Genomic DNA, 20,569 nt, shown 5'->3' with positions numbered 1-20,569 from the left:
GCCTCCTTTTACCGGCGGAATACCTTCAACGCTACCCGCGTGTGGGACGGCGTTGCACGCGAAGCGTTTCAGTGCCGTCGGCGAGTCGCCGAGCCGTGATCAGAAACGCCGTGTGTCCCTGCATGCGGTGCTCGGGGCGAACCGCCAGGCCCACGGCGCTCCAGTCGCGCACCAGTGACTCCCATGCGCGCGGCTCCGTCCAGCACTGCTGTTCGCGCAGTCCTTCGACCACCTTCGACAGCTGGGTGACGGTTGCGACGTACACCGTCAGCACGCCACCGGGACGCAGCGTCTTGGAGACCACGTCGAGGCAGTCCCACGGCGCCAGCATGTCGAGGATGATGCGGTCGAACTGCTCGGCGGGGTCGTGGTCGGCGAGATCGCCGATGCGCAGCGTCCAGTTGTCCGGGCGAGCGCCGAGGAAGGTCTCGACGTTGCGGACCGCGTGCTCGGCATGGTCGTCGCGCACCTCGTACGAGGTCACCGAGCCCTCGGAACCGACGGCGCGCAGGAGCGAGAGCGTCAGGGCGCCCGAACCGGCGCCGGCCTCCAGGACCCGAGCTCCCGGGAAGATGTCGCCCTCGGAGACGATCTGCGCGGAGTCCTTCGGGTAGATCACCTGGGCGCCGCGCGGCATCGAGACCACGTAGTCGGTCAGCAGCGGCCGCAGGGCCAGGTACGGGGTCCGTGACGTCGCCTCGACGATGCTGCCCTCGGGGCTGCCGATGAGGTCGTCGTGCATGATGCCGCCGCGATGGGTGTGGAACTGCTTGCCCGCTTCCAGGACGACGGTGAACTTGCGTCCCTTGCCGTCGGTGAGCTGTACGCGGTCGCCTTCGACGAACGGTCCGGTAGTCGCCATTGCGTTGACGTCCTCAATCTAGGTCGAGCGATCTTCGGTGTGTGCGCCGGACGCCTGGGTCCTGGGTCCATCGTCGTGGGATGACGCACCCGTCGGCCGGACGCCCGGATTTCGCTCGTACAACCTTGTCATAAGGTGCCGGTATGGATATGAGTGAGGTGCCTTCGGGCTGCTACTACGAGCCCCGGCCCGTTCCGGCGGACGGCGACGCCGAGTACGAGTACTTTCAGCCGACCGAGGCCACCGCGAGCGTGTGGTCGTCGGACATGCAGCACGGTGGGCCGCCGTCGGGGCTGCTGATGCGTGCCATGATGCGGGCGGCGCCGGATGACGGTCAGGTCTTCACCCGGGTGACGAACGAGATCATCGGCCCGATCGGCCTCGGCGTCAATCGCGTTCGCGCCACCATCCCGCGGCCGGGTAGGCGGATCTCGATGATTCAGGCCGACCTCGAGGCTCAGCTGCCGGACGGCAGCTTCCGGCTCGCGTCGCGGGCCGTCGCCTGGCGGATGCTGGGCGCCGACAGCACGCCGATCGCGCACAGTCCCGTCGAGCCGCTTCCGGCCTCGCCCGACCAGTTGAAGCAGATCCTCGGCTTCCCCACCGAGGACGAGGACGCCGTGCCCTGGGGCATGGTCGGCTTCATCGGGAAGACCATCACGGCACGACAGCCGGGCCGCAACGGCAGCACCCCCGCGTTGTGGATCCGCCCCGCCCTCGACCTGGTGGCCGGTGAGCAGATGTCGAATCTCGAGGCGGTCTTCACCGTGATCGACATCGCCAATGGGGTCGGGACGCGCGTGGATCCGCAGCAGTGGTCGTGGATGAACATGGACACCACCGTCCATTTGGTGTCGCAGCCGACCTCCCCGTGGCTCGGCATCGATTCCGACCTCGCGATCGGCAGCGGCGGCTACGGTGCGAGCTTCGCCGACCTCTACGACGTGACCGGATTCCTCGGTCGCTCAGCGCAGTCGGACATGATCGCACCACAAGGCTGATCGCTCACGAAAACGACGCTCGCTCACCTCCGGAGGTGAGCGAGCGTCGTCGACGTGAGCGAACGGGGCCGCTCAGAAGCGGCAGGAGCGGATGTCCGAGGCCAGGATCGCGCGGACGCCGATCTCCGACAGCTCGTCCATCAGCGACTGGTGCGTCTTGCGCGGCACCATGGCGCGCACCGCGATCCATTCCGGGTCGGCCATCGGCGAGATGGTCGGCGACTCGAGGCCCGGGGTCATCTCGACGGCCTGATCGAGCAGCGCCTTGGGGCAGTCGTAGTCGATCATCACGTACTGCTGGCCGAAGACGACGCCCTGGACGCGCTTGATGAACTGGTGCGCAGCCTTGCTGGGCTCCGGTCGCGCGGGGTTGCGAACCAGGACCGCCTCGGAGTCGCACAGGCTGTCGCCGAAGGCTGCGAGATCGTGCAGGCGGAGCGTTCGCCCCGATCCGACGACGTCGGCGATGGCATCGGCGACGCCGAGTTGGATCGAGATCTCCACCGCGCCGTCGAGGCGGATGATCTCCGCCTCGATGCCGCGCTCGCCGAGGTCGCGACGAACCAGATTCGGGTACGACGTCGCGATGCGCTTGCCCGCGAGGTCGTCGACGGTCCATTCCTGGTCCGCGGGGGCGGCGTAGCGGAACGTCGAGGAGCCGAAGCCGAGTGCCACCTCCTCGATGACCTCCGACAGCGAGTCGGCAGCCAGGTCGCGGCCGGTGATGCCCAGATCGAGAGTGCCCGCGCTGACATAGATGGCGACGTCGCGCGGACGGAGGAAGTAGAATTCGACCTCGTTGGCGACGTCGATGACGGTGAGGTCCTTGGGGTCGGACCGCTTGCGATAGCCCGCCTCGGACAGGATCGCGGCAGCGGCGTCGGACAGTGCGCCCTTGTTCGGGACGGCGACACGCAACATGGGGTTGCTCCTAATAAGTCTTCGAGATGAGTCGACGTTGAGAATCAGAGGTAGCGGTAGATGTCGGCCGGGGTCAGCCCGCGCTTGATCATCATGACCTGCAGCCAGTAGACGAGCTGGGAGATCTCCTCGGAGAGCGACTCGTCGGACTCGTGCTCGGCCGCCAGCCAGACTTCACCGGCTTCCTCGATGATCTTCTTCCCGAGGGTATGGACGCCCTTGTCCAATGCGGCGACGGTACCGCTGCCTTCCGGGCGGGTCTCCGCCTTGTCGGCCAGCTCAGAGAAGAGTTCGTCGAAGGTTTTCACGGTAGGTATTTTTGCACGTCGCGGACTCATCCACCCGTTCGGGCCGGGTTTGTCGCCGCCGCGAGGTCGTCGAGGGTCAACCCTTCGAGGGTGGTCCGGAAGGTGTGCGACGGTTTCGGCGGGACCGGGATGGCTGACGGGATCACCACGGCGGGCACCCCCGCGGCGTGGGTGGACGCGGCGCCGACGGGCGAATCCTCGAAGGCCAGGCACTCCCCGATCGGAAAACCGACGAGCTCGGCGGCGCGCCGATAGATGTGCGGCTCGGGCTTGCCCGCCTCCACCTCGTCGCCGCACACCGTGGCGACGAATCGTTCGCGGCCGAGGGTCTCGAGCATCACGTCGGCGACCTCGCGAATGGTGTTGGTGACCAGAACCATCGGGATCTCGGCGGCTGCGACGAGCGCAAGGGCGTCGAGGGCGCCGGGTCGCCAGCGGAGGTCGTCGGCGAAGATCTCCAGCACCTGTTCGACGATCCAGGCCTCGTCGCCGTCGAAGTCGCGGCCGGAGTCCGGAACCAGTGCGGCGTCGTACATCTTGGTCAGCGCGTCGACGGAGCTGTTGCCCATGGTCGCCGCGCGCAGCTGCGGCGTCAGGTCGAGGCCGAGTCGTTCGGCGAACCGCTCCATCGCGATGCCCCACAGGGGCTCGGTGTCGAGGAGGGTGCCGTCCATGTCCCAGAACACCGCTCGTGGGAGGACACGGTCGGTAGAACGCTGAGCGTCGCTCACGGCAGGCCTTTCGCAGTCGCGGAACAGTCGGTGTTCACCGACCGCACGCCCAGCCTAGCCAGCCCGCGCCGACGGCACCCCGGCGTCAGTCGGGCACTGCTGCCCCGGGAGCGGAATCCGCCGTCGTTCCATCGTCGTCCGGGACGCTGAGCCTGCCCAGCGCCACGGTCGCCAGGCACATCACGACGACCGAAGCGAGCACCACTCCGTCGCCGACGTGTCCGACGTTCAGCGTCTCCTGATAGATGGTGAGGCCGAGGACCATCGCGACGATCGGCTTGAGGACGGTGACCGCGGGAAGACTGGTCTGGACGTCGCCGGCCTGGTAGCTCGACTGCTGCCACAGGGTGCCGAGCGTCGCGGTCACCGCCATCATCCAGAACTCCCAGCTGGCGAGTCCGTCGAGAAAGCTCTGCCCGAAGGCGTCCATGGCGGTCTTGGTGAACGGCGCGGAGTAACCGAGCAGCAGGCCCGCTGCCACCGCGAGCACCAGCGAGCGCGCCGTGCCCCGGCGCATCCGCGAACTGCCGACCACGCAGACCGCGACCGCCGGGATCATGATCGCGATAGGAATGATCCACGCTCCGCCGGACGGTGAACTGATCCCCGCGGCCGGTTCGCCGACCACGATGAACACGATCAACGACGCGGTCAGGACCGCCGCCCAGAACCACTCGCGGAGGGTGAGTCGTCTCTTCTGCGTCCAGGCCGCCAACGGCAGCGCGAACAGCAGCGTCGTCACCAGCAGCGGCTGAACCAGCAGCAGGCTGCCGACAGCCAGCGCACCGGCCTGTACGGCGAAGCCGGCGATGTCGGCGGCGATGCCGAGCAGCCACACCTTCCGCTGCACCAGCCCCTTGAAGAACCCGACACCGGAGTCGGGGAGCCCCTGCGTTCCGCGCTCCTGCAGGACTGCGGCGACGGCGAACAACAGGGCCGCCACGACGGACAGCGCGATCGCGATCGTTGTCTGCACGACTCCCCTTCGACGACGTCCGACCTCACTCGGCCGCACCCATTTCGCCGATAACTCTAATCAACGGCGAAACGGGTGCGACGCGAGGAGGTGCAGTACCTACGTGTTGAAGTACTTGGCCTCGGGGTGGTGCAGCACGAACGCGTCCGTCGACTGTTCGGGATGCAACTGCAGTTCCTCCGACAGTTCCACGCCGATGCGTCCGGGCTCCAGCAGATCGACCATCTTGGCACGATCGGCGAGGTCCGGGCACGCGCCGTAGCCGAAGCTGTAGCGCGCACCGCGGTACTCCAGATCGAAGAAGCCCTGGGGCAGATCCGGATCCTCGTCGGCCATCGCACCGCCCGCGAACGCGAGCTCCGACCGCACCCGCTGATGCCAGTACTCGGCGAGCGCCTCGGTCAGCTGGACGCTGATGCCGTGCACCTCTAGGTAGTCGCGGTACGAGTTCTCGGCGAACAGCTCGTTGGCGAAGTCGGCGATCGGCGTGCCCATGGTCACCAGCTGGAACGGCAGAACGTCGACGATCCCGTCGGCGACCGCCTGCTCGCGCGAGCGGATGAAGTCGGCGATGCAGAGGAACCGGCTCCGCTGCTGGCGCGGGAAGGTGAAACTGTGTCGGATGGCCGATGTCGGGTCCTGCGACTCGAGCACGTGGACGGTGTCGCCCTCGCTGACGGCCGGGAAGTACCCGTAGACCACTGCGGCGTGCTGCAGAATGCCCTCGGTCGACAGACGATCGATCCACTCGCGCAGGCGCGGACGCCCCTCGGTCTCGACGAGCTCGTCGTAGTCGGGTCCGCTGTCGCCGCGGGTGCCCCGCAGGCCCCATTGGCCCAGGAACAGCGCACGCTCGTCGAGCATGCCCAGGTAGTCCGCCACCGGGATGCCCTTGACGATGCGAGTACCCCAGAACGGCGGGGTCGGCACCTCGTTGTCGGCCGCGACGTCGGACCGTGCGGGCACGTCGACGGGAACCTCGGCGGCCTTGCGCTTCTCCGCGATGCGCTTGGACCGCTCACGGCGGGCCTTGCGCTCGGCGACCGCGGCTGCGGCAGCCTTGGCCTCGTCGCTGTCGGGGTCCGGGCCCTCCCCGCGCTTGATCGCCATGATCTCGTCCATCAGGGTGAGACCTTCGAAGGCGTCGCGGGCGTAGCGCACCTCGCCCTCGTACGAGTCGGCGAGGTCGCCCTCGACGTACGTGCGGGTCAGGGCCGCGCCGCCCAGCAGCACCGGGTAGGAGCTCTTGCCCTGGGAGTTCATCTCCTCCAGGTTCTCCTTCATCACGACCGTCGACTTGACGAGCAGGCCCGACATGCCGATGACGTCGGCGCCGTTCTCCTCCGCTGCGGACAGGATCGTCGCGATCGGCTGCTTGATGCCGATGTTCACCACGTCGTAGCCGTTGTTGCTGAGGATGATGTCGACCAGGTTCTTGCCGATGTCGTGGACGTCGCCCTTGACCGTGGCGAGGACGATCTTGCCCTTGCCGTCGTCGTCGGTGGCCTCCATGAACTGTTCGAGGTGCGCGACGGAGGCCTTCATCACCTCGGCCGACTGCAGCACGAAGGGCAGCTGCATCTGGCCCGAGCCGAAGAGCTCACCGACCGTCTTCATGCCCGACAGCAGGGTGTCGTTGATGATCGACAGCGGCGGGACGGTTTCGCGGGCCTCGTCGAGGTCCTCCACCAGTCCGTTCTTGTCGCCGTCGACGATTCGGCGCTCGAGCCGCTCGAACAGCGGCAGCGCGGCGAGTTCCGCGGCCCGCGACTCCCGGGCAGAGGCGGCCGACACGCCTTCGAAGAGCTCCATCAGCTTCTGCAGCGGGTCGTAGTCGGCGTCGTCGCCGCTGCCGCCTTCGGTGCCGCGGCGGTTGTAGACCAGGTCGAGCGCGGTGTCGCGCTGCTCGTCCGGGATGCGTGCCATCGGCAGGATCTTGGACGCGTGCACGATCGCCGTGTCGAGGCCGGCCTGCACGCACTCGTGCAGGAACACCGAGTTCAACACCTGGCGAGCCGCCGGGTTGAGGCCGAACGAGATGTTCGAGATGCCGAGCGTGAAGTGGATGTCGGGGTGCGCGGCCTTGAGGCGGCGGATGGCGTCGATGGTCTCGATGCCGTCGCGGCGCACCTCCTCCTGTCCGGTCGAGATCGGGAAGGTCAGGGCATCGATGATGATGTCCTCCTCCTCGAGACCCCAGTTGGCGGTGAGGTCGGCGATCAGCCGTTCGGCGATCGCGACCTTGTGATCGGCGGTGCGCGCCTGACCCTGCTCGTCGATGGTCAGCGCGACCACCGCCGCGCCGTGCTCGACGACGTGCGCCATGATGCGGGCGAACCGCGAGTCCGGGCCGTCGCCGTCCTCGTAGTTCACCGAGTTGACGGCGGACCGGCCGCCGAGGTGCTCCAGACCGGCTCGGATCACTTCCGGTTCAGTGGAGTCGATCATGATCGGCAGCGTGGAGGCCGTCGCCAGACGCGAGGCCACCTCGGTCATGTCGACTGCGCCGTCGCGACCGACGTAGTCGACGTTCAGATCGAGCATGTGTGCGCCGTCGCGAGTCTGCGCCTTGCCGATGTCGATGCACTTCTCGTAGTCGCCGGCGATCATCGCCTCGCGGAAGGCCTTGGATCCGTTGGAGTTGGTGCGCTCGGCGATCACCAGGAAGCTGGCGTCCTGATCGAACGGGACCGCGGTGTACAGCGACGAGGTCTCCGACTCGTGCTGCGGATCGCGCACGGCCGGGGTCACCTGCGCGACCGCTTCGGCCACCTGCCGGATGTGTTCCGGCGTGCTGCCGCAGCAGCCGCCGACGAACGAGAGGCCGTAATCGGCCACGAATCCCGAGAGGGCCGTGGCCATCTCCTCGGGCGTCAGCGGGTACTCAGCACCGTTCTTGCCGAGCACGGGGAGGCCGGCGTTCGGCATCACCGAGACCGGGATCCGCGCGCGCTTGGACAGGTAGCGGAGATGTTCGCTCATCTCGGCGGGACCGGTGGCGCAGTTCAATCCGATCACGTCGACGCCCAGCGGTTCGATGGCCGCGAGGGCGGCCCCGATCTCCGAGCCGACGAGCATGGTTCCGGTGGTCTCGACCGTCACGTGCGTGATGATCGGCAGGTGCCGACCGAACTGTGCCATGGCGCGACGGGCCGCGATGACCGCCGCCTTGAGCTGTAGCAGGTCCTGGCAGGTCTCGATGAGGATGCCGTCGGCGCCGCCCTCGAGCATGCCGAGCACGCACTCGACGTATGCATCACGGACGGCGGCGAAGGTGGTGTGGCCGAGGCTGGGGAGTTTGGTGCCCGGGCCGATGGAACCGAGGACGAAGCGCTCAGTGCCGTCGGCCGACGGCCCGAACTCATCGGCGACCCCGCGGGCGATCGCGGTGCCCTTGTACGCGAGTTCCCGGATGCGGTCGGCGATGTCGTAGTCGCCGAGGTTCGAGAGATTGCAGCCGAAGGTGTTCGTCTCGACGGCGTCGGCGCCTGCCTCGAAGTAGGCACGGTGGATGTCGGCAAGCACGTCGGGACGAGTGTCGTTGAGGATTTCGTTGCAGCCTTCGAGGCCGAGGAAGTCGTCGAGCGTGAGATCCGCGGCCTGCAGCATCGTTCCCATCGCTCCATCGCCAATCAGTACCCGACGCGACATCGCCTGCAGGAGAGTCGAGTCGTACTTGTCCTGTGCGGTGGAGTTGATTGCCATACCTGCCAGGTTAGTTCGCGACGCAAATCGGACCGCCGTAGGCTCATTGGAATGAACTCAGGCGACGAGAGAAGTGCAGCTGAGCGGCAGGAATCGAGCCGCCGAGCGGCGCTGCCCCAATTGCGACACCCCATTCTGCTCGCCGCGTTCTCCGGATGGAACGACGGCGCCGAAGCAGCGACCTCGGCCGTGGAGCATCTGGCCCTCTCCTGGGACGCCACCGCCGTGTGGGAGATCGACCCCGACGAGTTCTACGACTACCAGGCCACGCGGCCGACCATTCGGCAGAAGGAAGGCGTCACCCGCCGCATCGAGTGGCCCGTCACCAGTGTCTCCACGTGTGTGCTGTCGGGGCATGATCGCGACGTGATCCTGGTGCTCGGTCCCGAGCCGAACTATCGGTGGCGGACGTTCTGTTCGCAACTGGTCGACTTCGCGGAGGCGGCGAACGTCGAGATGACGGTGATGCTCGGGGCGCTCCTCGCCGACACACCGCACACGCGTCCGGTGCCGGTGTCCGGCACCGCGGACACCGCCGAGGCGGCCAAGCGGCTCGGCCTGGAGCTGAGCCGGTACGAGGGCCCGACCGGCATCACCGGTGTGCTGTCGGATGCGTTCGTCCAGGCCGGCATCCCCTCGGTGTCCCTCTGGGCGGCCGTGCCCCACTATGTCGCGCACACGGCCAATCCGAAGGCGACGCTGGCGCTGTTGACCAACCTCGGTACCGTCACCGAGCTGCCGATCCCGCTCGGCGACCTGGCGCAACGCGCCGACGAGTGGGAGGAAGTGATCAGCGAGATGACGATGGACGACGAGGACATGGCCGCCTACGTGCACGAACTCGAGCACGCCTCCGATGAAGACCTCAACGACGTGATGTTGCGCATCGACGGTGAAGAACTCGCCGCCGAGTTCGAGAACTACCTGCGCAAGCGCGGCGACTCGCCGGACTGATCGAGTTCAGACGGTGAGCGGTCCGGGAAACGACGGCTAACCGATTCTCTCGATCTCCACGACCGGCGTCGTCACCCGCCAGGTGCGGACATCGGGGTCGTCGGCGGCGCGCACCCAGAACTGAGCGGGATCGCCGACGCGGCACGATTTGACGCCGAGGAGCGGAATGTCCTCGGAGTCGCGCCGCAGCTCGCTGACCTCCCAGCGCTCGTCGTCCGTACGGCCGACACCGGGTGCGCGCAGGAGGGTCATCGCTTCGAAGTCGATCACATAGGTCGACGTGCGGGTCACGACTGTCCAGACACCCTCCGAGGTGTCGTCCGGGATCTCCTGCACACGAGTCACGGGCGAAGCTTAGCCGACCGGCGTCAGGTCCACACCGAGGAGGGCGTCGACGGCGGCGATCATGAGTCCGGGCGCCTCGGTCGACGATCCGATCCCGAGGTGGGCGTCGGCCATCCAGGCGTCGACGGCCGCCAGGGCCTTCGGCGTGTCGAGGTCGTCCGCGAGGTGCTGGCGCAGTCGTGCGACGGTATCGGTCGCGGTCGGACCGGTGGCGTGCCGGACGGCACGACGCCAGTTGGCGAGGCGGCGCTCCCCTTCGGCCAGGATGTCGTCGGTCCACATGCGGTCGGACCGGTAGTGGCCGGAGAGCAGACCGAGGCGCACCGCGCCCGGGTCGACGCCCGCCGCCCGCAGTTTCGACACCAGGACGAGGTTGCCGAGGCTCTTGGACATCTTCTCGCCGTCGAGTCCGATCATGCCGGTGTGCACGTAGTGGCGGGCGAAGCGCCGCTCCCCCGTCAGCGCTTCACCGTGCGCGGCGGAGAACTCGTGGTGCGGGAAGATCAGGTCGCTGCCGCCGCCCTGGATGTCGAAACCCATGCCGAGTCGGTTGAGGGCGATCGCCGAACATTCGATGTGCCAGCCCGGACGCCCCGGACCCATGGGCGACTCCCACGAGGGCTCCCCCTCGCGCGCGGCCCGCCACAGCAGGGCGTCGAGCGGATTTCGCTTCCCCGGCCGGTCGGGATCGCCGCCGCGTTCGGCGAAGAAACGCGCCATCGTCGCGTGGTCGTAGCCCGACTCGTAGCCGAACTGCGCGGTGGCCTCCACGCTGAAGTACACGTCCGGGAACTGCTCGTCGTCCACCACGTAGGCCGATCCGTTGGCCAGCAGCGTGCCGACGGCCGCGATCACCTCGTCGACGGACTCGATGGCTCCGATGTAGTCACGCGGCGGCAGGACGCGCAACGCCTCCATGTCCGCCCGGAACAGGTCGATCTCGCGGGTCCCCAGGTCACGCCAATCGACGCCGTCACGGGCGGCGCGCTCGAACAGCGGATCGTCGACGTCGGTGATGTTCTGCACGTAGTGGACGTCGTGGCCGGAGTCGCGCAGTACCCGGTTGATCACGTCGAAGGTGACGTAGGTGGCCGCGTGGCCCAGATGGGTCGCGTCGTACGGCGTGATTCCGCAGACGTACATCGTCGCCACCTCGCCGGCGCTCACCGGCTTCACCTGTGCGTCGGACGTGTCGTAGAGGCGCAACGGGACGGTGGGGCCCGGAACAGAAGGGATCGAGAGCGACGGCCACGAATGCATGCCGTCAACTGTAGGTGTCGCGGGCGGACGAGGGCGTGGCCGGGGCCAGATCAGAAGGATGGCCAGATCAGAACGGCGGCCAGGGAATAGCCCGCGCCTCGGGTGGCAGCGGCATGCCGCCGTCGTCAGCGAGACGCGCGGCGCGCCGCCGCAGGGCGTCGATCTCCGAGGTGGTGATCAGCGACGACAGCCGGACTCGGAGCGCGGCGTTCTCGTCGTCGAGGACGGTCACGAGCCGGGCGAGGTCAGCTGCTTCGGCGGCGGGGACCTCGCCGCCCGCCCAACCCCACAGGATGGTCCGCAGCTTGTCGTCGGCGTGCAGACAGATGCCGTGGTCGATGCCGAACAGCCGGCCGTCGGTATCGACGAGGATGTGGCCGCCCTTGCGATCGGCGTTGTTGAGGACCACGTCGAGGACCGCGAGCCGCCGCAAGCGGTCGGTGTCCGCGTGCACGAGCACCACGGCGTCGCCGCGTGGGTCGTAAGCGTGCAGCACGCCTCGATAGCCTGCGGGCACGGCCCCCTCGGGGACCACGTCGACCGGGTCCAACTCCTGGTCCTCACGATCCGAGCGGCCGTCCTCGCGCTGATGGATCCATCGCTGCACCATGCCCGGACCGAGGTCGATGTCGTCCGGACCGGTCGCGCGCAGCCCGGTCTCCGGGATCAGTCCCCAGCCCAGTTCTTCGCTGACCAGATAGGAGGCGACCTCCCGGCCGGCCAGGGTGCCGTCCGGAAAGTCCCACAGCGGTTCCTCGCCGCGGATCGGCTTGTACACGCACTGCTCGGTGCGTTCGCCGTCGGTGACCTCGCAGGCCACCGTCAGGTTGCTGGCCGACGCGATGCGCCCGAGAACGGTGAGTCGCCCGTTGACGAGCAGATCCAGGCAGTCGCCGCTCAACGGTCCCCGTTGTCGCCGTCGCGATCGGCGGTGCCGTGATCGCTGTCGTCCCCGTCGTCGGAGGTGTCCCCGTCGTGGGGATCGACGACCTCGTCATCGACGGTGAACGAGGAGTCGAACCCGGGCACCAGTCGCGCCAGGCCGGCGAGGACGTCGGGATCGACGAACTCGAGGGACCTGCTGAACACGGCGTCGCGCTTGTAACCGTTGCTGCGCGCACAGATGTGGCCCGAGGCGTCGAGCGGCTGATTGCACAGCGGGCACAGCGGACGACCGGCGGCGATGACGCGCATGGAGCGCGCGCTGAACTCGCGGGCCTCGTCGGCGCTGAGGAACACGCGCACGGTGTCGGGTCCCTCGTCGGTGTCGTCGAGGATCACCGACTCGTCGAGCGGCTGCTCGGTCACGGCCAGCAGTTCGATCACGACAGAGGCTGCCTCCGCGTCCCAGCCCAGGCCCATCGATCCGACACGGAACTCGGCGTCGATCGGGTTCTCGAGCGGTGAGACGTCATCGATGTCGTCGGCCTCCGGCGGCACCGGGGTGCCGAATCGGCGGCGGACCTCGTCGAGGAGATAGGTGAGGCGGTCGGCGAGAATCAGCACCTGCTGCTTCTCCATCTCCACGCTCATCAAGCGCGTGTCCTGCGACACCTGGAGGTAGAAGGTTCGGTCCCCGGGCTGGCCGACGGTGCCCGCCACAAAGCGACGCGGGCTTCGGAATTCATGGATCGTACGGGCCATCTCCGTAACCTTTCTCCTGCGACGCCGACGGCGGCATTGTCGGTGGGACGGTGAGTCGTCTGCCTGCCGGGTTCAACGTTACCCGGCGGCGGGTGCGTTGACTTCTCCCGTGGACCCGCCGACCGTCGCCCCGGCCTTCATCGCAGGCCTCGGCATCTCCAGGACTCCGGCGTTGTTCACCGTGTGGACGTACGGACGGGCGGATCCGTAATGAATCACGCTGAACGACGCCGGATCGACGACGATGCGCTGAAACTGGTCGAGGTGCATGCCGAGGGCGTCGGCCAGCACCGCCTTGATCACGTCGCCGTGCGAGCATGCCACCCAGATTCCGTCTCCGGACTCGCCGCCGTGCACGCGATCGAGCTCGCGAATCGCTGCCGTCGCGCGCCGGGAGACGTTCAGCAGGCCTTCGCCGCCGGGAAAGACGGCGGCCGACGGCTGCTGCTGAACCACCTTCCACAGCGGTTCGGTGACGAGTTCGCCGATCTTCCGGTTGCTCCACTCCCCGTAGTCGACCTCTTCGAGGGCCGTCTCGGTGAGGTGCGGGACGTCTGGCCGCAGCGCGACCAGCGGATCGACGGTCTCGGCGCAGCGCTGCAGCGGCGACCGGACCACCGCGGTCAACTCCGACAGCACGCCTGCCAGGCGATTCGGCAGGTCGTCGGCCTGGAGGCGCCCGCGGTCGTCGAGTCCGACGCCGGGCGTCCGTCCGGCCAGCAGGCCCGAGGTGTTCGCGGTGGAGCGTCCGTGGCGGATCAGGATGACGGTCATGGCAGCAAGACTAGCGATCGGATGCGGCAGGCGACGGCGGGCAGCCGGTCGCGGTCAGCTGGTGATGACACCCGCGGCCAGCAGACCGATGACCACCGAGCCCAGGATCACGCGGTAGCCGGCGAACCACACCATCGAGTGGTGCGAGACGAACTTGAGGAGCCAGGCGATCGAGACATATCCCAGGACGAAGGCGACGAAGGTCGCCACGGCGATCTGCGGTCCGGTGGCCGCCATGCCCTCACCGGCGGGCTCGAAGACGTCCTTGAGGCTGAAGAGTCCGGACGCGAGCACTGCGGGAATCGCGATCAGGAACGAGAACCGGAACGCGGCTTCGCGTTCCAGACCCAGGAACAGACCGGCGCTGGCGGTGGCGCCGGAGCGGGAGACGCCCGGGATCAGCGCGAGGCACTGCGCGAGTCCCATCACGATGGCGTCCCGTCGAGTGATCTTCTCCAGCGGGCGGGATCGAGTGCCGTACCGCTCGGCGGCGACGAACACGAACGAGAAGAGGATCAGCATGATCGCGACCAGCCACAGGTTGCGGCCCATGGTGCGAATCTCGTCCTTGAAGACGAAACCGAGCACACCGATCGGAATGGTGGCGAGAATCACGTACCAGCCCACGCGGTAGTCCAGGCCGCGGGCGTCGGCGTTCCGCAGGCCGGCGAACCAGGCCAGGATGATCCGCCAGATGTCCTTGGCGAAATACAGCAACACCGCCAACTCGGTTCCCAGCTGCGTGACCGCGGTGAACGACGCTCCAGCGTCTTCACCGAACCAGATCTGCGAGACGATCCGCATATGGCCCGACGACGAGATCGGGAGGAACTCGGTGAGTCCTTGGACTCCGCCGAGGACGATTGCCTGGAGCCACGTCATGGTCTCATTCACGGTGAGGATGCTACCCATCGAGCGCGTCACACCCGACCATCACGCAAGATGGTTGTCATGCGCGCTCGAACCCGAATCACCGCCCTGCTCGTGGCTGTGGCCACGGCCTCCGCCCTCACGGCCTGCGGCCAATCCGAAGACGGACCCAAGGAAAATGTGCCGACTGTCACACCGGCGACGGCGGCGCAGTCGCCGACCGGCGGACCGGCGCCCACCGGCACCGTCATCGGCGCGGTTCCGGCACGCACGGTCGTCGCGGGCCGCGGCGACGGAGCCAAGACCGCACTCCTGGCCTCCGACGGCAAGAGCATTCAACTGATCGTCGCCCCCGGAGCGATGGACACGCCCCCGCCGATCACCGTGCGCGTGCCCGATCTCGGCGCGCTCACCGCGGCGGGCGCCGGGTTCGTCGGCGCCGGGCGAGACGGACTGGTCCGCATCGACGCGCAGGGCGCGGTCACCGAGCAGCAGGTCGATCTCGGCGGTGTGCTGTCGGTGGCGGTCACCGGGGACGATCGCGTCCTCGTCGGCAACGACCGCGGCCGCCTCCTCGTTCTCGACGCCGATGGGAAGATCGAGCGCAACATCGGTGGGTTCGTACGCGTCGACGACATCACCGTCGCACCGGCGTCCGCCGGTGAGCGCGCCGGTCAGGTGATGGTCCTGGACCAGGCCCAGTCGGCGGTGGTCCCGGTCGACATCGACACCGGCGAACTGAAGGCCGCACTGCGCGCAGGCGACGGCGCCACCCAGGCGGTGGTCGACGAGTACGGTCGCGTGCTGGTCTCCGGCACACGGACCGACGAGGTCTTCGCGTTCTACGGACAGCCGATCATGATGCGCATGCGCGCCCCGGTCCCGTCCAGCCCCTATGCACTGGCCTTCGACAATCAGCGCAAGCTGCTCTGGGTCTCGAGTACCGCGGAGAACATCGTGACGGCCTACGACGTCGCGACCGGTGAGGCCAAGGAGCGGCATCGCGTCGCCAGTCTCCCCCAGGTCACCTCGATGGACGTCGACGCCGCAGGCACCCTGCTCATCGCGTCGGGACGCGACGCTTCGCTTCAGGTCGTGTTCCCCAACACGCTGCCCTGACCGGACCAGATCATCCTCCTGAACAAAGGCAACCGACCGATGCTGAGCACCCTGAACCGGTACCTGTACCCGATCGTCCTCAAGGCGATGTTCGTGATCTCGCCCGAACGCATTCACCAGATCCTGGCGAAAGTCATCAGTGTCTCGGGCAAGACCCCGGGCGTCCGCTCGCTGATGGCGCGACTGTTCGCCGTCGACGACGGCGCGCTCAAGAACGAGGTGTTCGGCGTCGAGTTCCCGGCACCCATCGGACTGGCCGCCGGCTTCGACAAATCAGCCTCCAGCGTCAACTCCTGGGGCCAGATGGGCTTCGGCTTCGCCGAGATCGGCACCATCACCGGTCAGGCGCAGCCGGGCAATCCGACGCCTCGCCTGTTCCGCCTGCCCGCCGACCGGGCCCTGATCAACCGCATGGGCTTCAACAATCCCGGAGCCGACGCCGCCGCCCCGAAGCTCGCCGCACCGCGGCCCGGCCCGGTCCGGGTGCCGATCGGCGCGAACATCGGCAAGACCAAGGTGGTTCCGGTCGACGACGCCGTCGCCGATTATCGGCACAGCGCGAAGACGCTCGGACCGCTCGCCGATTTCGTGGTGGTCAATGTGAGCTCCCCCAACACTCCGGGCCTGCGCGATCTGCAGGCGGTCGACTCGCTGCGACCGATTCTCGCGACGGTGCTCGACGTGGTCGACAAGCCGGTGCTGGTCAAGATCGCGCCCGACCTGTCGGACGAGGACGTCGACGCGGTGGCCGACTTGGCGGTCGAGGTGGGGCTGGCAGGCATCGTCGCCACCAACACCACCATTCGTCGCGACGGTCTCACGACCCCGTCGGCCGAGGTCGAAGCCATCGGCGCCGGCGGCCTGTCGGGTCCGATGGTCGCCGACCGCTCGCTCGAGGTGCTGCGTCGCCTGTACGGGCGCGTGGGCGGCAAGGTGGCGTTGATCAGCGTGGGCGGCATCGAGACCGTCGACCAGGCGTGGGAGCGCATCTGCGCGGGCGCCGACCTGCTGCAGGTGTACACCGGGTTCATTTACGGCGGCCCGGTGTGGCTGCGCGAGTTGCACCTGGGACTCGCCGCGCGCCTGCGGACCGAGGGCTTCGCCTCGATCCGCGACGCGATCGGGTCGTCGACTCGCTGATCTACTCTGCGCCTGACTACTCTGCGCTGACTACTCTGCGCTGACTACTCTGCGGGCTGCTCGTAGACTCCGGTGAGCACTCCGCGAGCAATGGCGCGCGAGTACAGGTTGAAGCCGAGGAAGCCCGGCGTCGCTGCGGCGGGCAGATCCAGCGATTCGACGTCGACGGCGTGTACCGCGAACAGGTAGCGGTGCGGGCCGTGTCCGGGCGGCGGGCCCGCACCGACGAACTGCTTGAGGCTGGCGTCATTGCCGAGCGTGACCGCTCCGGCGGGCATCTCCGACGAACCCGGGCTGCCCGCACCCGTCGCGAGCGAGGTCACCGACGCCGGGATGTCGGCCACCGCCCAGTGCCAGAAGCCCGAGCCCGTCGGCGCGTCGGGGTCGAAGCAGGTCACGACGAAGCTCTTGGTCTCCGACGGAAATCCCGACCAGCTCAGCTGCGGCGAGACGTCCTCGCCGCCCGCACCGAAGATCGCCGACACCTGGGGCATCGGCAGGGTCTGGCCCTCGGTGAAGTCGGTGGAGGTCACCGCGATCTCGGGGAGCGGAGGCAAGGCCCCGTAAGGATCGTAGGTCGTCACAATCTGTCCTTTCGATGCTTCTGGAGGCGCTGTCGGCCACCGTCAGCAGTTGTTGAGCAGGTGCTCGAAAACCCTGGTACCGAACAGGATCGAGTCTACGGGCACTCGTTCGTCCACACCGTGGAAGAGCGCGGCGAAGTCGAGCTCCGGCGGCAACTGCAGCGGCGCGAAACCGAAGCAGCGAATCCCCAGCCGAGCGAAGGCCTTGGCGTCGGTGCCGCCCGACAGCATGTACGGCACCGTTCGGCCGTGCTCGTCGTGCGCCAGGATCGCATCGTTCATCGCATCGACCAGGTCACCGTCGAAGGTCGTCTCGTACGCGGGCAGGTGGGTGATCCACTCCCGCTTCACCTTGGGTCCGATGAGCTCGTCGATCGTCCGCTCGAACGCCGCCTGCCGCCCGGGGAGCACTCGGCAGTCGACCACCGCTTCGGCATGCTGCGGGATCACGTTGGCCTTATAGCCAGCCGACAGCATCGTGGGATTGGCGGTGTCGCGGAGCGTGGCGCCGATGATGCGGGCCAGGTTCCCGATCTTGAAGAGCGCCGACTCCAGGTCGGGGGTCTCCGGACTGAAGTCGAGGCCGGTCTCCTCCGAGAGTGCCGCCAAGAACTCGCTGACCGCGTCGGTCATCACCAGCGGGAACTTGTGCGCCCCGATCCTGGCCACGGCGCCCGCGATCTCGGTGACCGCGTTCTCGGCCGCCAGGAACGACCCGTGGCCGGCGGGCGCATCGCAGGTGAGCCGCATCCACGACAGACCCTTCTCGGCCGTCTCGACGAGATACAGGCGACGAACGCTGCCGTCGGGCCGATCGACGGTCAGCGAGAAGCCGCCGACCTCGCCGATTGCCTCGGTGATGCCCTCGAAGAGGTCGGGACGGTTGTCGACGAGCCATTGCGAGCCCCACTTGCCGCCGGCTTCCTCATCGGCCAGGAACGCGAATACCAGGTCGCGAGGCGGAACGGTCCCCTCGCGCTTGAACTGGCGAGCGAGGGCCAGCACCATGCCCGCCATGTCCTTCATGTCGACGGCGCCGCGTCCCCAGATATAGCCGTCACGCACCGCCCCGGAGAAGGGGTGCACGCTCCAGTCCTCGGCTTCGGCAGGCACCACATCGAGGTGAACGTGGATCAGGAGGGCCCCGCGCGTGCTGTCACGTCCGGGCAGGCGGGCGAAGACGTTCCCTCGTCCGGGCATGCCCGATTCGATGTACTCGGTCTCGTAGCCGACGTCCTCGAGTTGCGCGGCAACCCATCTGGCACAGTCGGCCTCGCCCCGGGTGGTCTCGGGCTCGCCGGTGTTCGACGTGTCGAACTGGATGAGTCGACTGACCAGATCGACTACTTCATCGGTCGCGCTTAAGCCTCTCACCACTCAATTCGTAGGGGATTTTGGATACTGGCGCAAGCATGGTTATGGTTATCCGGCGCCCAGCGATGCGGGGCGGCAAAACAAGTGAACAAGTCCGAGTGGCGGAATGGCAGACGCGCTAGCTTGAGGTGCTAGTGTCCTATTAACGGACGTGGGGGTTCAAGTCCCCCCTCGGACACAGTGAACCGGAGCCCTTCATCGAGAAATCGATGGAGGGCTCCGGTCGTTCACGGCCACTCTTTCGGTTCCACGGTTTGCTTCGTCATCGGTGAGCCCTCGCCCCCGACGATCGATCGGACGGATAGGGTCGACTCCGTGAATCCAGACGAACAGGAGGACTCCCGCGCGTCGGACGGCGACGACGCCGTCGCCGCGGAGGACTCAGACTTCCCGGGAACCCGCGTCCTGGTGGTCCTCGGGCTCGTCGCACTGGCGGCCGGAGCCCTGACGGGGCTGGTCGGCGGCGCGTTCCGCTGGATGTTGATCTGGACCGAAGGCCTCCGAGCCGATGTGGTCGAGTGGTCGCACGCCAACGGTGTGCTCGGTGTCGTCGCGGTCCTCGCCCTGTCGGCCGGGTGCGCGGTGGCAGCGGTCTGGATCGTGCAGCGTGTGCCGACGGCAGGTGGCAGCGGTATTCAGCAGGTGGAGGCGGTTCAACAGCGCCAGGATCGGGCGGCGCCGTGGACCGTGATCCCGGCCCGATTCGTCGGCGGCCTGCTGAGCATGGGCCTCGGCGGGATGGTGCTCGGACGCGAGGGGCCGACTGTCCACATGGGTGCGGCGATCGGTGCCGCTGCGGGGCGCCTGGTCCGGGCGACCTCCGATGAGGTCCGGGTGCTGCAGACGTCGATGGCCGGCGCAGGCCTGGCCGTCGCGTTCAACGCACCGATCGGCGGGGCGCTGTTCACCTTCGAGGAAGTCGCCAAGCAGATCCGACTGCGATACGCGGTGTGGACGTTGGCCGCGGTCGCGGCCGCCGTGGTCTGCAGCAGGCTGATCCTGGGCGACAAGCCGGACTTCAGCGTCGGCGGCATCGACAACCCGGCGCCCGACCGCCTGTGGGTGTTTCTGGTCTTCGGCATCGTGGTCGGCGGGATCGGCGTCGTCTACAGCCGCCTGGTGACCTGGTTCATTGACCTCTTCGGCCGGATCCCGGTCTCTCCGATGGTGATCGGTGCGGCCGTCGGCACGGTGATCGGCATCCTGTCGCTGACGATCCCGAACTCGGTCGGCGGCGGCGACGTGGTCGCGCAGAATCTGCTCGACGGCCAGCGGCTGGCGCTGTGGACGCTGCTCGGGTTCCTCGCGCTGCGCCTGGTGACCGGCCCGCTGTCGTACGGCACCGGTGCCCCGGGCGGTTTGTTCGCCCCGATGCTGGCCCTGGGCGCCCTCTGCGGGGTGGTCGGCGGACGGTTGGTGGAGTTGGTCGACGACTCCTACGGCGCCAGCCTGACACCCGCGCTGATCATCGTCGGTATGAGCACCCTGTTCGCCTCGGTGGTTCGCGTGCCGCTCACCGCAATCGTGCTGGTGATGGAGATGACTGCGGTCACGGCGCTGACGATTCCGATGATTCTCGCCGCGGTGGCCGCGGTCACGACGGCCTCCCTCGCGGGCTCGGAGCCCGTATACGACTCGTTGCGCCAACGGATGCTGGAGGGCTACGCGCTCGACCCGAGAAAGCGCGCGTAGCGCCCCGAACCATCAAGCCTATGGGCTTGATACGGATCGCATCAAGCCCACAGGCTTGTTCTACGCCAGTACGCCGGGGATGCGCGGAATCTCGGCGACCGAGGCCAGCACATGATCGGCGGAGTTCTCCTTCAGCGTGGCACCGGGCGTCTGCCCGGTCAGCACGCCGATCGACAGCGCTCCGGCATTGTTCGCGGCCTGCACGTCGACAGCGGTGTCGCCCGCTGCGAGGACGTCGCCGACCGCTGTGACACCGCAGCGTTCCATCGCCCGGAAGATCAGGTACGGGGCGGGTCGGCCCGCCGGGAC

Annotated in this window: 20 protein-coding genes and 1 tRNA gene; 6 read left to right on the top strand and 15 right to left on the bottom strand. The window is 67.9% G+C overall.

Annotated features, from left to right (window positions below; all coding sequences use genetic code 11):
• Positions 1 to 31: 31 nt before the first annotated feature.
• A complete protein-coding gene (locus GX543_RS11430; RefSeq protein WP_290852027.1) occupies positions 32 to 862 on the bottom strand; it encodes a tRNA (adenine-N1)-methyltransferase in 831 nt (276 codons plus the stop codon).
• Between the two features lie 149 nt (positions 863 to 1,011).
• Here GX543_RS11430 and GX543_RS11425 point away from each other — a divergent pair, with 149 nt between their 5' ends.
• Positions 1,012 to 1,863: a thioesterase family protein gene (locus GX543_RS11425; RefSeq protein WP_366929068.1), complete on the top strand. Its 852-nt coding sequence runs from the start codon at positions 1,012 to 1,014 to the stop codon at positions 1,861 to 1,863.
• Positions 1,864 to 1,935: 72 nt separating this feature from the next.
• On the opposite strand, the gene hisG is transcribed toward GX543_RS11425, so the two are convergent.
• The 5 genes from hisG to metH form a co-directional block, all read right to left on the bottom strand.
• Complete coding sequence (gene hisG, locus GX543_RS11420; RefSeq protein ID WP_290852025.1) at positions 1,936 to 2,784, bottom strand: ATP phosphoribosyltransferase; 849 nt, start codon at positions 2,782 to 2,784, stop codon at positions 1,936 to 1,938.
• Positions 2,785 to 2,828: 44 nt separating this feature from the next.
• A complete protein-coding gene (locus GX543_RS11415; RefSeq protein WP_290852024.1) occupies positions 2,829 to 3,092 on the bottom strand; it encodes a phosphoribosyl-ATP diphosphatase in 264 nt (87 codons plus the stop codon).
• 26 nt (positions 3,093 to 3,118) lie between these two features.
• A complete protein-coding gene (locus GX543_RS11410) occupies positions 3,119 to 3,766 on the bottom strand; it encodes an HAD family phosphatase (protein ID WP_290852037.1) in 648 nt (215 codons plus the stop codon).
• Between the two features lie 142 nt (positions 3,767 to 3,908).
• Positions 3,909 to 4,799 carry a DMT family transporter gene (locus tag GX543_RS11405; protein ID WP_290852023.1) on the bottom strand — a complete coding sequence of 297 codons (891 nt, stop codon included), beginning with the start codon at positions 4,797 to 4,799 and terminating at the stop codon, positions 3,909 to 3,911.
• Between the two features lie 99 nt (positions 4,800 to 4,898).
• Positions 4,899 to 8,504 (bottom strand): methionine synthase, encoded by a 3,606-nt coding sequence (metH, locus tag GX543_RS11400; RefSeq protein ID WP_290852022.1) that lies wholly within the window; start codon positions 8,502 to 8,504, stop codon positions 4,899 to 4,901.
• Positions 8,505 to 8,555: 51 nt separating this feature from the next.
• On the opposite strand from metH, the gene GX543_RS11395 reads away from it, so the two are divergent.
• On the top strand, positions 8,556 to 9,458 hold the full coding sequence (locus GX543_RS11395; protein ID WP_290852021.1) for a PAC2 family protein: 903 nt from the start codon (positions 8,556 to 8,558) through the stop codon (positions 9,456 to 9,458).
• A 36-nt stretch (positions 9,459 to 9,494) separates the two neighbouring features.
• Here the strand turns inward: GX543_RS11395 and GX543_RS11390 are convergent, their stop codons facing one another.
• From GX543_RS11390 to GX543_RS11365, 6 genes are all read right to left on the bottom strand, one after another.
• Entirely contained in the window at positions 9,495 to 9,803 is a 309-nt protein-coding gene (locus GX543_RS11390) for a hypothetical protein (RefSeq protein ID WP_290852020.1), read from the bottom strand.
• A 9-nt stretch (positions 9,804 to 9,812) separates the two neighbouring features.
• The gene (gene mshC, locus GX543_RS11385) at positions 9,813 to 11,063 is read right to left on the bottom strand and encodes a cysteine--1-D-myo-inosityl 2-amino-2-deoxy-alpha-D-glucopyranoside ligase (RefSeq protein WP_290852019.1); all 1,251 of its coding nucleotides are present in this window, start codon (positions 11,061 to 11,063) and stop codon (positions 9,813 to 9,815) included.
• A 67-nt stretch (positions 11,064 to 11,130) separates the two neighbouring features.
• Positions 11,131 to 11,964: an SCO1664 family protein gene (locus GX543_RS11380; protein WP_290852018.1), complete on the bottom strand. Its 834-nt coding sequence runs from the start codon at positions 11,962 to 11,964 to the stop codon at positions 11,131 to 11,133.
• Entirely contained in the window at positions 11,961 to 12,707 is a 747-nt protein-coding gene (locus GX543_RS11375) for a DUF3090 domain-containing protein (RefSeq protein WP_290852017.1), read from the bottom strand. The genes GX543_RS11380 and GX543_RS11375 overlap by 4 nt, the downstream gene beginning before the upstream one ends.
• A 78-nt stretch (positions 12,708 to 12,785) precedes the next feature.
• Positions 12,786 to 13,481 (bottom strand): MSMEG_4193 family putative phosphomutase, encoded by a 696-nt coding sequence (locus tag GX543_RS11370; RefSeq protein ID WP_290852016.1) that lies wholly within the window; start codon positions 13,479 to 13,481, stop codon positions 12,786 to 12,788.
• A gap of 54 nt (positions 13,482 to 13,535) precedes the next feature.
• Positions 13,536 to 14,375: an undecaprenyl-diphosphate phosphatase gene (locus GX543_RS11365; RefSeq protein WP_290852015.1), complete on the bottom strand. Its 840-nt coding sequence runs from the start codon at positions 14,373 to 14,375 to the stop codon at positions 13,536 to 13,538.
• Between the two features lie 57 nt (positions 14,376 to 14,432).
• Here GX543_RS11365 and GX543_RS11360 point away from each other — a divergent pair, with 57 nt between their 5' ends.
• The gene (locus tag GX543_RS11360) at positions 14,433 to 15,470 is read left to right on the top strand and encodes a hypothetical protein (RefSeq protein WP_290852014.1); all 1,038 of its coding nucleotides are present in this window, start codon (positions 14,433 to 14,435) and stop codon (positions 15,468 to 15,470) included.
• A 39-nt stretch (positions 15,471 to 15,509) separates the two neighbouring features.
• A complete protein-coding gene (locus tag GX543_RS11355; protein ID WP_290852013.1) occupies positions 15,510 to 16,610 on the top strand; it encodes a quinone-dependent dihydroorotate dehydrogenase in 1,101 nt (366 codons plus the stop codon).
• 44 nt (positions 16,611 to 16,654) lie between these two features.
• On the opposite strand, the gene GX543_RS11350 is transcribed toward GX543_RS11355, so the two are convergent.
• Positions 16,655 to 17,194 (bottom strand): YbhB/YbcL family Raf kinase inhibitor-like protein, encoded by a 540-nt coding sequence (locus GX543_RS11350; protein ID WP_290852012.1) that lies wholly within the window; start codon positions 17,192 to 17,194, stop codon positions 16,655 to 16,657.
• Between the two features lie 42 nt (positions 17,195 to 17,236).
• On the bottom strand, positions 17,237 to 18,568 hold the full coding sequence (locus GX543_RS11345) for a M20/M25/M40 family metallo-hydrolase (protein ID WP_290852011.1): 1,332 nt from the start codon (positions 18,566 to 18,568) through the stop codon (positions 17,237 to 17,239).
• A gap of 92 nt (positions 18,569 to 18,660) precedes the next feature.
• Here GX543_RS11345 and GX543_RS11340 point away from each other — a divergent pair.
• Together GX543_RS11340 and GX543_RS11335 are read left to right on the top strand one after the other, a co-directional pair.
• A tRNA-Leu gene (locus GX543_RS11340) sits at positions 18,661 to 18,746 on the top strand.
• A 227-nt stretch (positions 18,747 to 18,973) separates the two neighbouring features.
• On the top strand, positions 18,974 to 20,260 hold the full coding sequence (locus GX543_RS11335; protein WP_290852036.1) for a chloride channel protein: 1,287 nt from the start codon (positions 18,974 to 18,976) through the stop codon (positions 20,258 to 20,260).
• Positions 20,261 to 20,320: 60 nt separating this feature from the next.
• On the opposite strand, the gene GX543_RS11330 is transcribed toward GX543_RS11335, so the two are convergent.
• The coding region (locus GX543_RS11330; RefSeq protein ID WP_290852010.1) for an HAD hydrolase-like protein at positions 20,321 to 20,569 on the bottom strand (249 nt) is incomplete at its 5' end.

This window comes from Gordonia sp. (in: high G+C Gram-positive bacteria), assembly GCF_012515855.1.
Taxonomy (GTDB): Bacteria; Actinomycetota; Actinomycetes; order Mycobacteriales; family Mycobacteriaceae; genus Gordonia.
Note: the sequence above shows the minus strand (reverse complement) of the source record. Positions and strands in the feature narration are given on the sequence as shown.

Coding starts and splice junctions, on each gene's coding strand:
- GX543_RS11430 (WP_290852027.1), bottom strand. CDS start 862: ATGGCGACTACCGGACCGTTCGTCGAAGGCGACCGCGTACAGCTCACC.
- GX543_RS11425 (WP_366929068.1), top strand. CDS start 1,012: ATGAGTGAGGTGCCTTCGGGCTGCTACTACGAGCCCCGGCCCGTTCCG.
- hisG (WP_290852025.1), bottom strand. CDS start 2,784: ATGTTGCGTGTCGCCGTCCCGAACAAGGGCGCACTGTCCGACGCCGCT.
- GX543_RS11410 (WP_290852037.1), bottom strand. CDS start 3,766: ATGGACGGCACCCTCCTCGACACCGAGCCCCTGTGGGGCATCGCGATG.
- metH (WP_290852022.1), bottom strand. CDS start 8,504: ATGGCAATCAACTCCACCGCACAGGACAAGTACGACTCGACTCTCCTG.
- GX543_RS11395 (WP_290852021.1), top strand. CDS start 8,556: ATGAACTCAGGCGACGAGAGAAGTGCAGCTGAGCGGCAGGAATCGAGC.
- mshC (WP_290852019.1), bottom strand. CDS start 11,063: ATGCATTCGTGGCCGTCGCTCTCGATCCCTTCTGTTCCGGGCCCCACC.
- GX543_RS11375 (WP_290852017.1), bottom strand. CDS start 12,707: ATGGCCCGTACGATCCATGAATTCCGAAGCCCGCGTCGCTTTGTGGCG.
- GX543_RS11370 (WP_290852016.1), bottom strand. CDS start 13,481: ATGACCGTCATCCTGATCCGCCACGGACGCTCCACCGCGAACACCTCG.
- GX543_RS11360 (WP_290852014.1), top strand. CDS start 14,433: ATGCGCGCTCGAACCCGAATCACCGCCCTGCTCGTGGCTGTGGCCACG.
- GX543_RS11355 (WP_290852013.1), top strand. CDS start 15,510: ATGCTGAGCACCCTGAACCGGTACCTGTACCCGATCGTCCTCAAGGCG.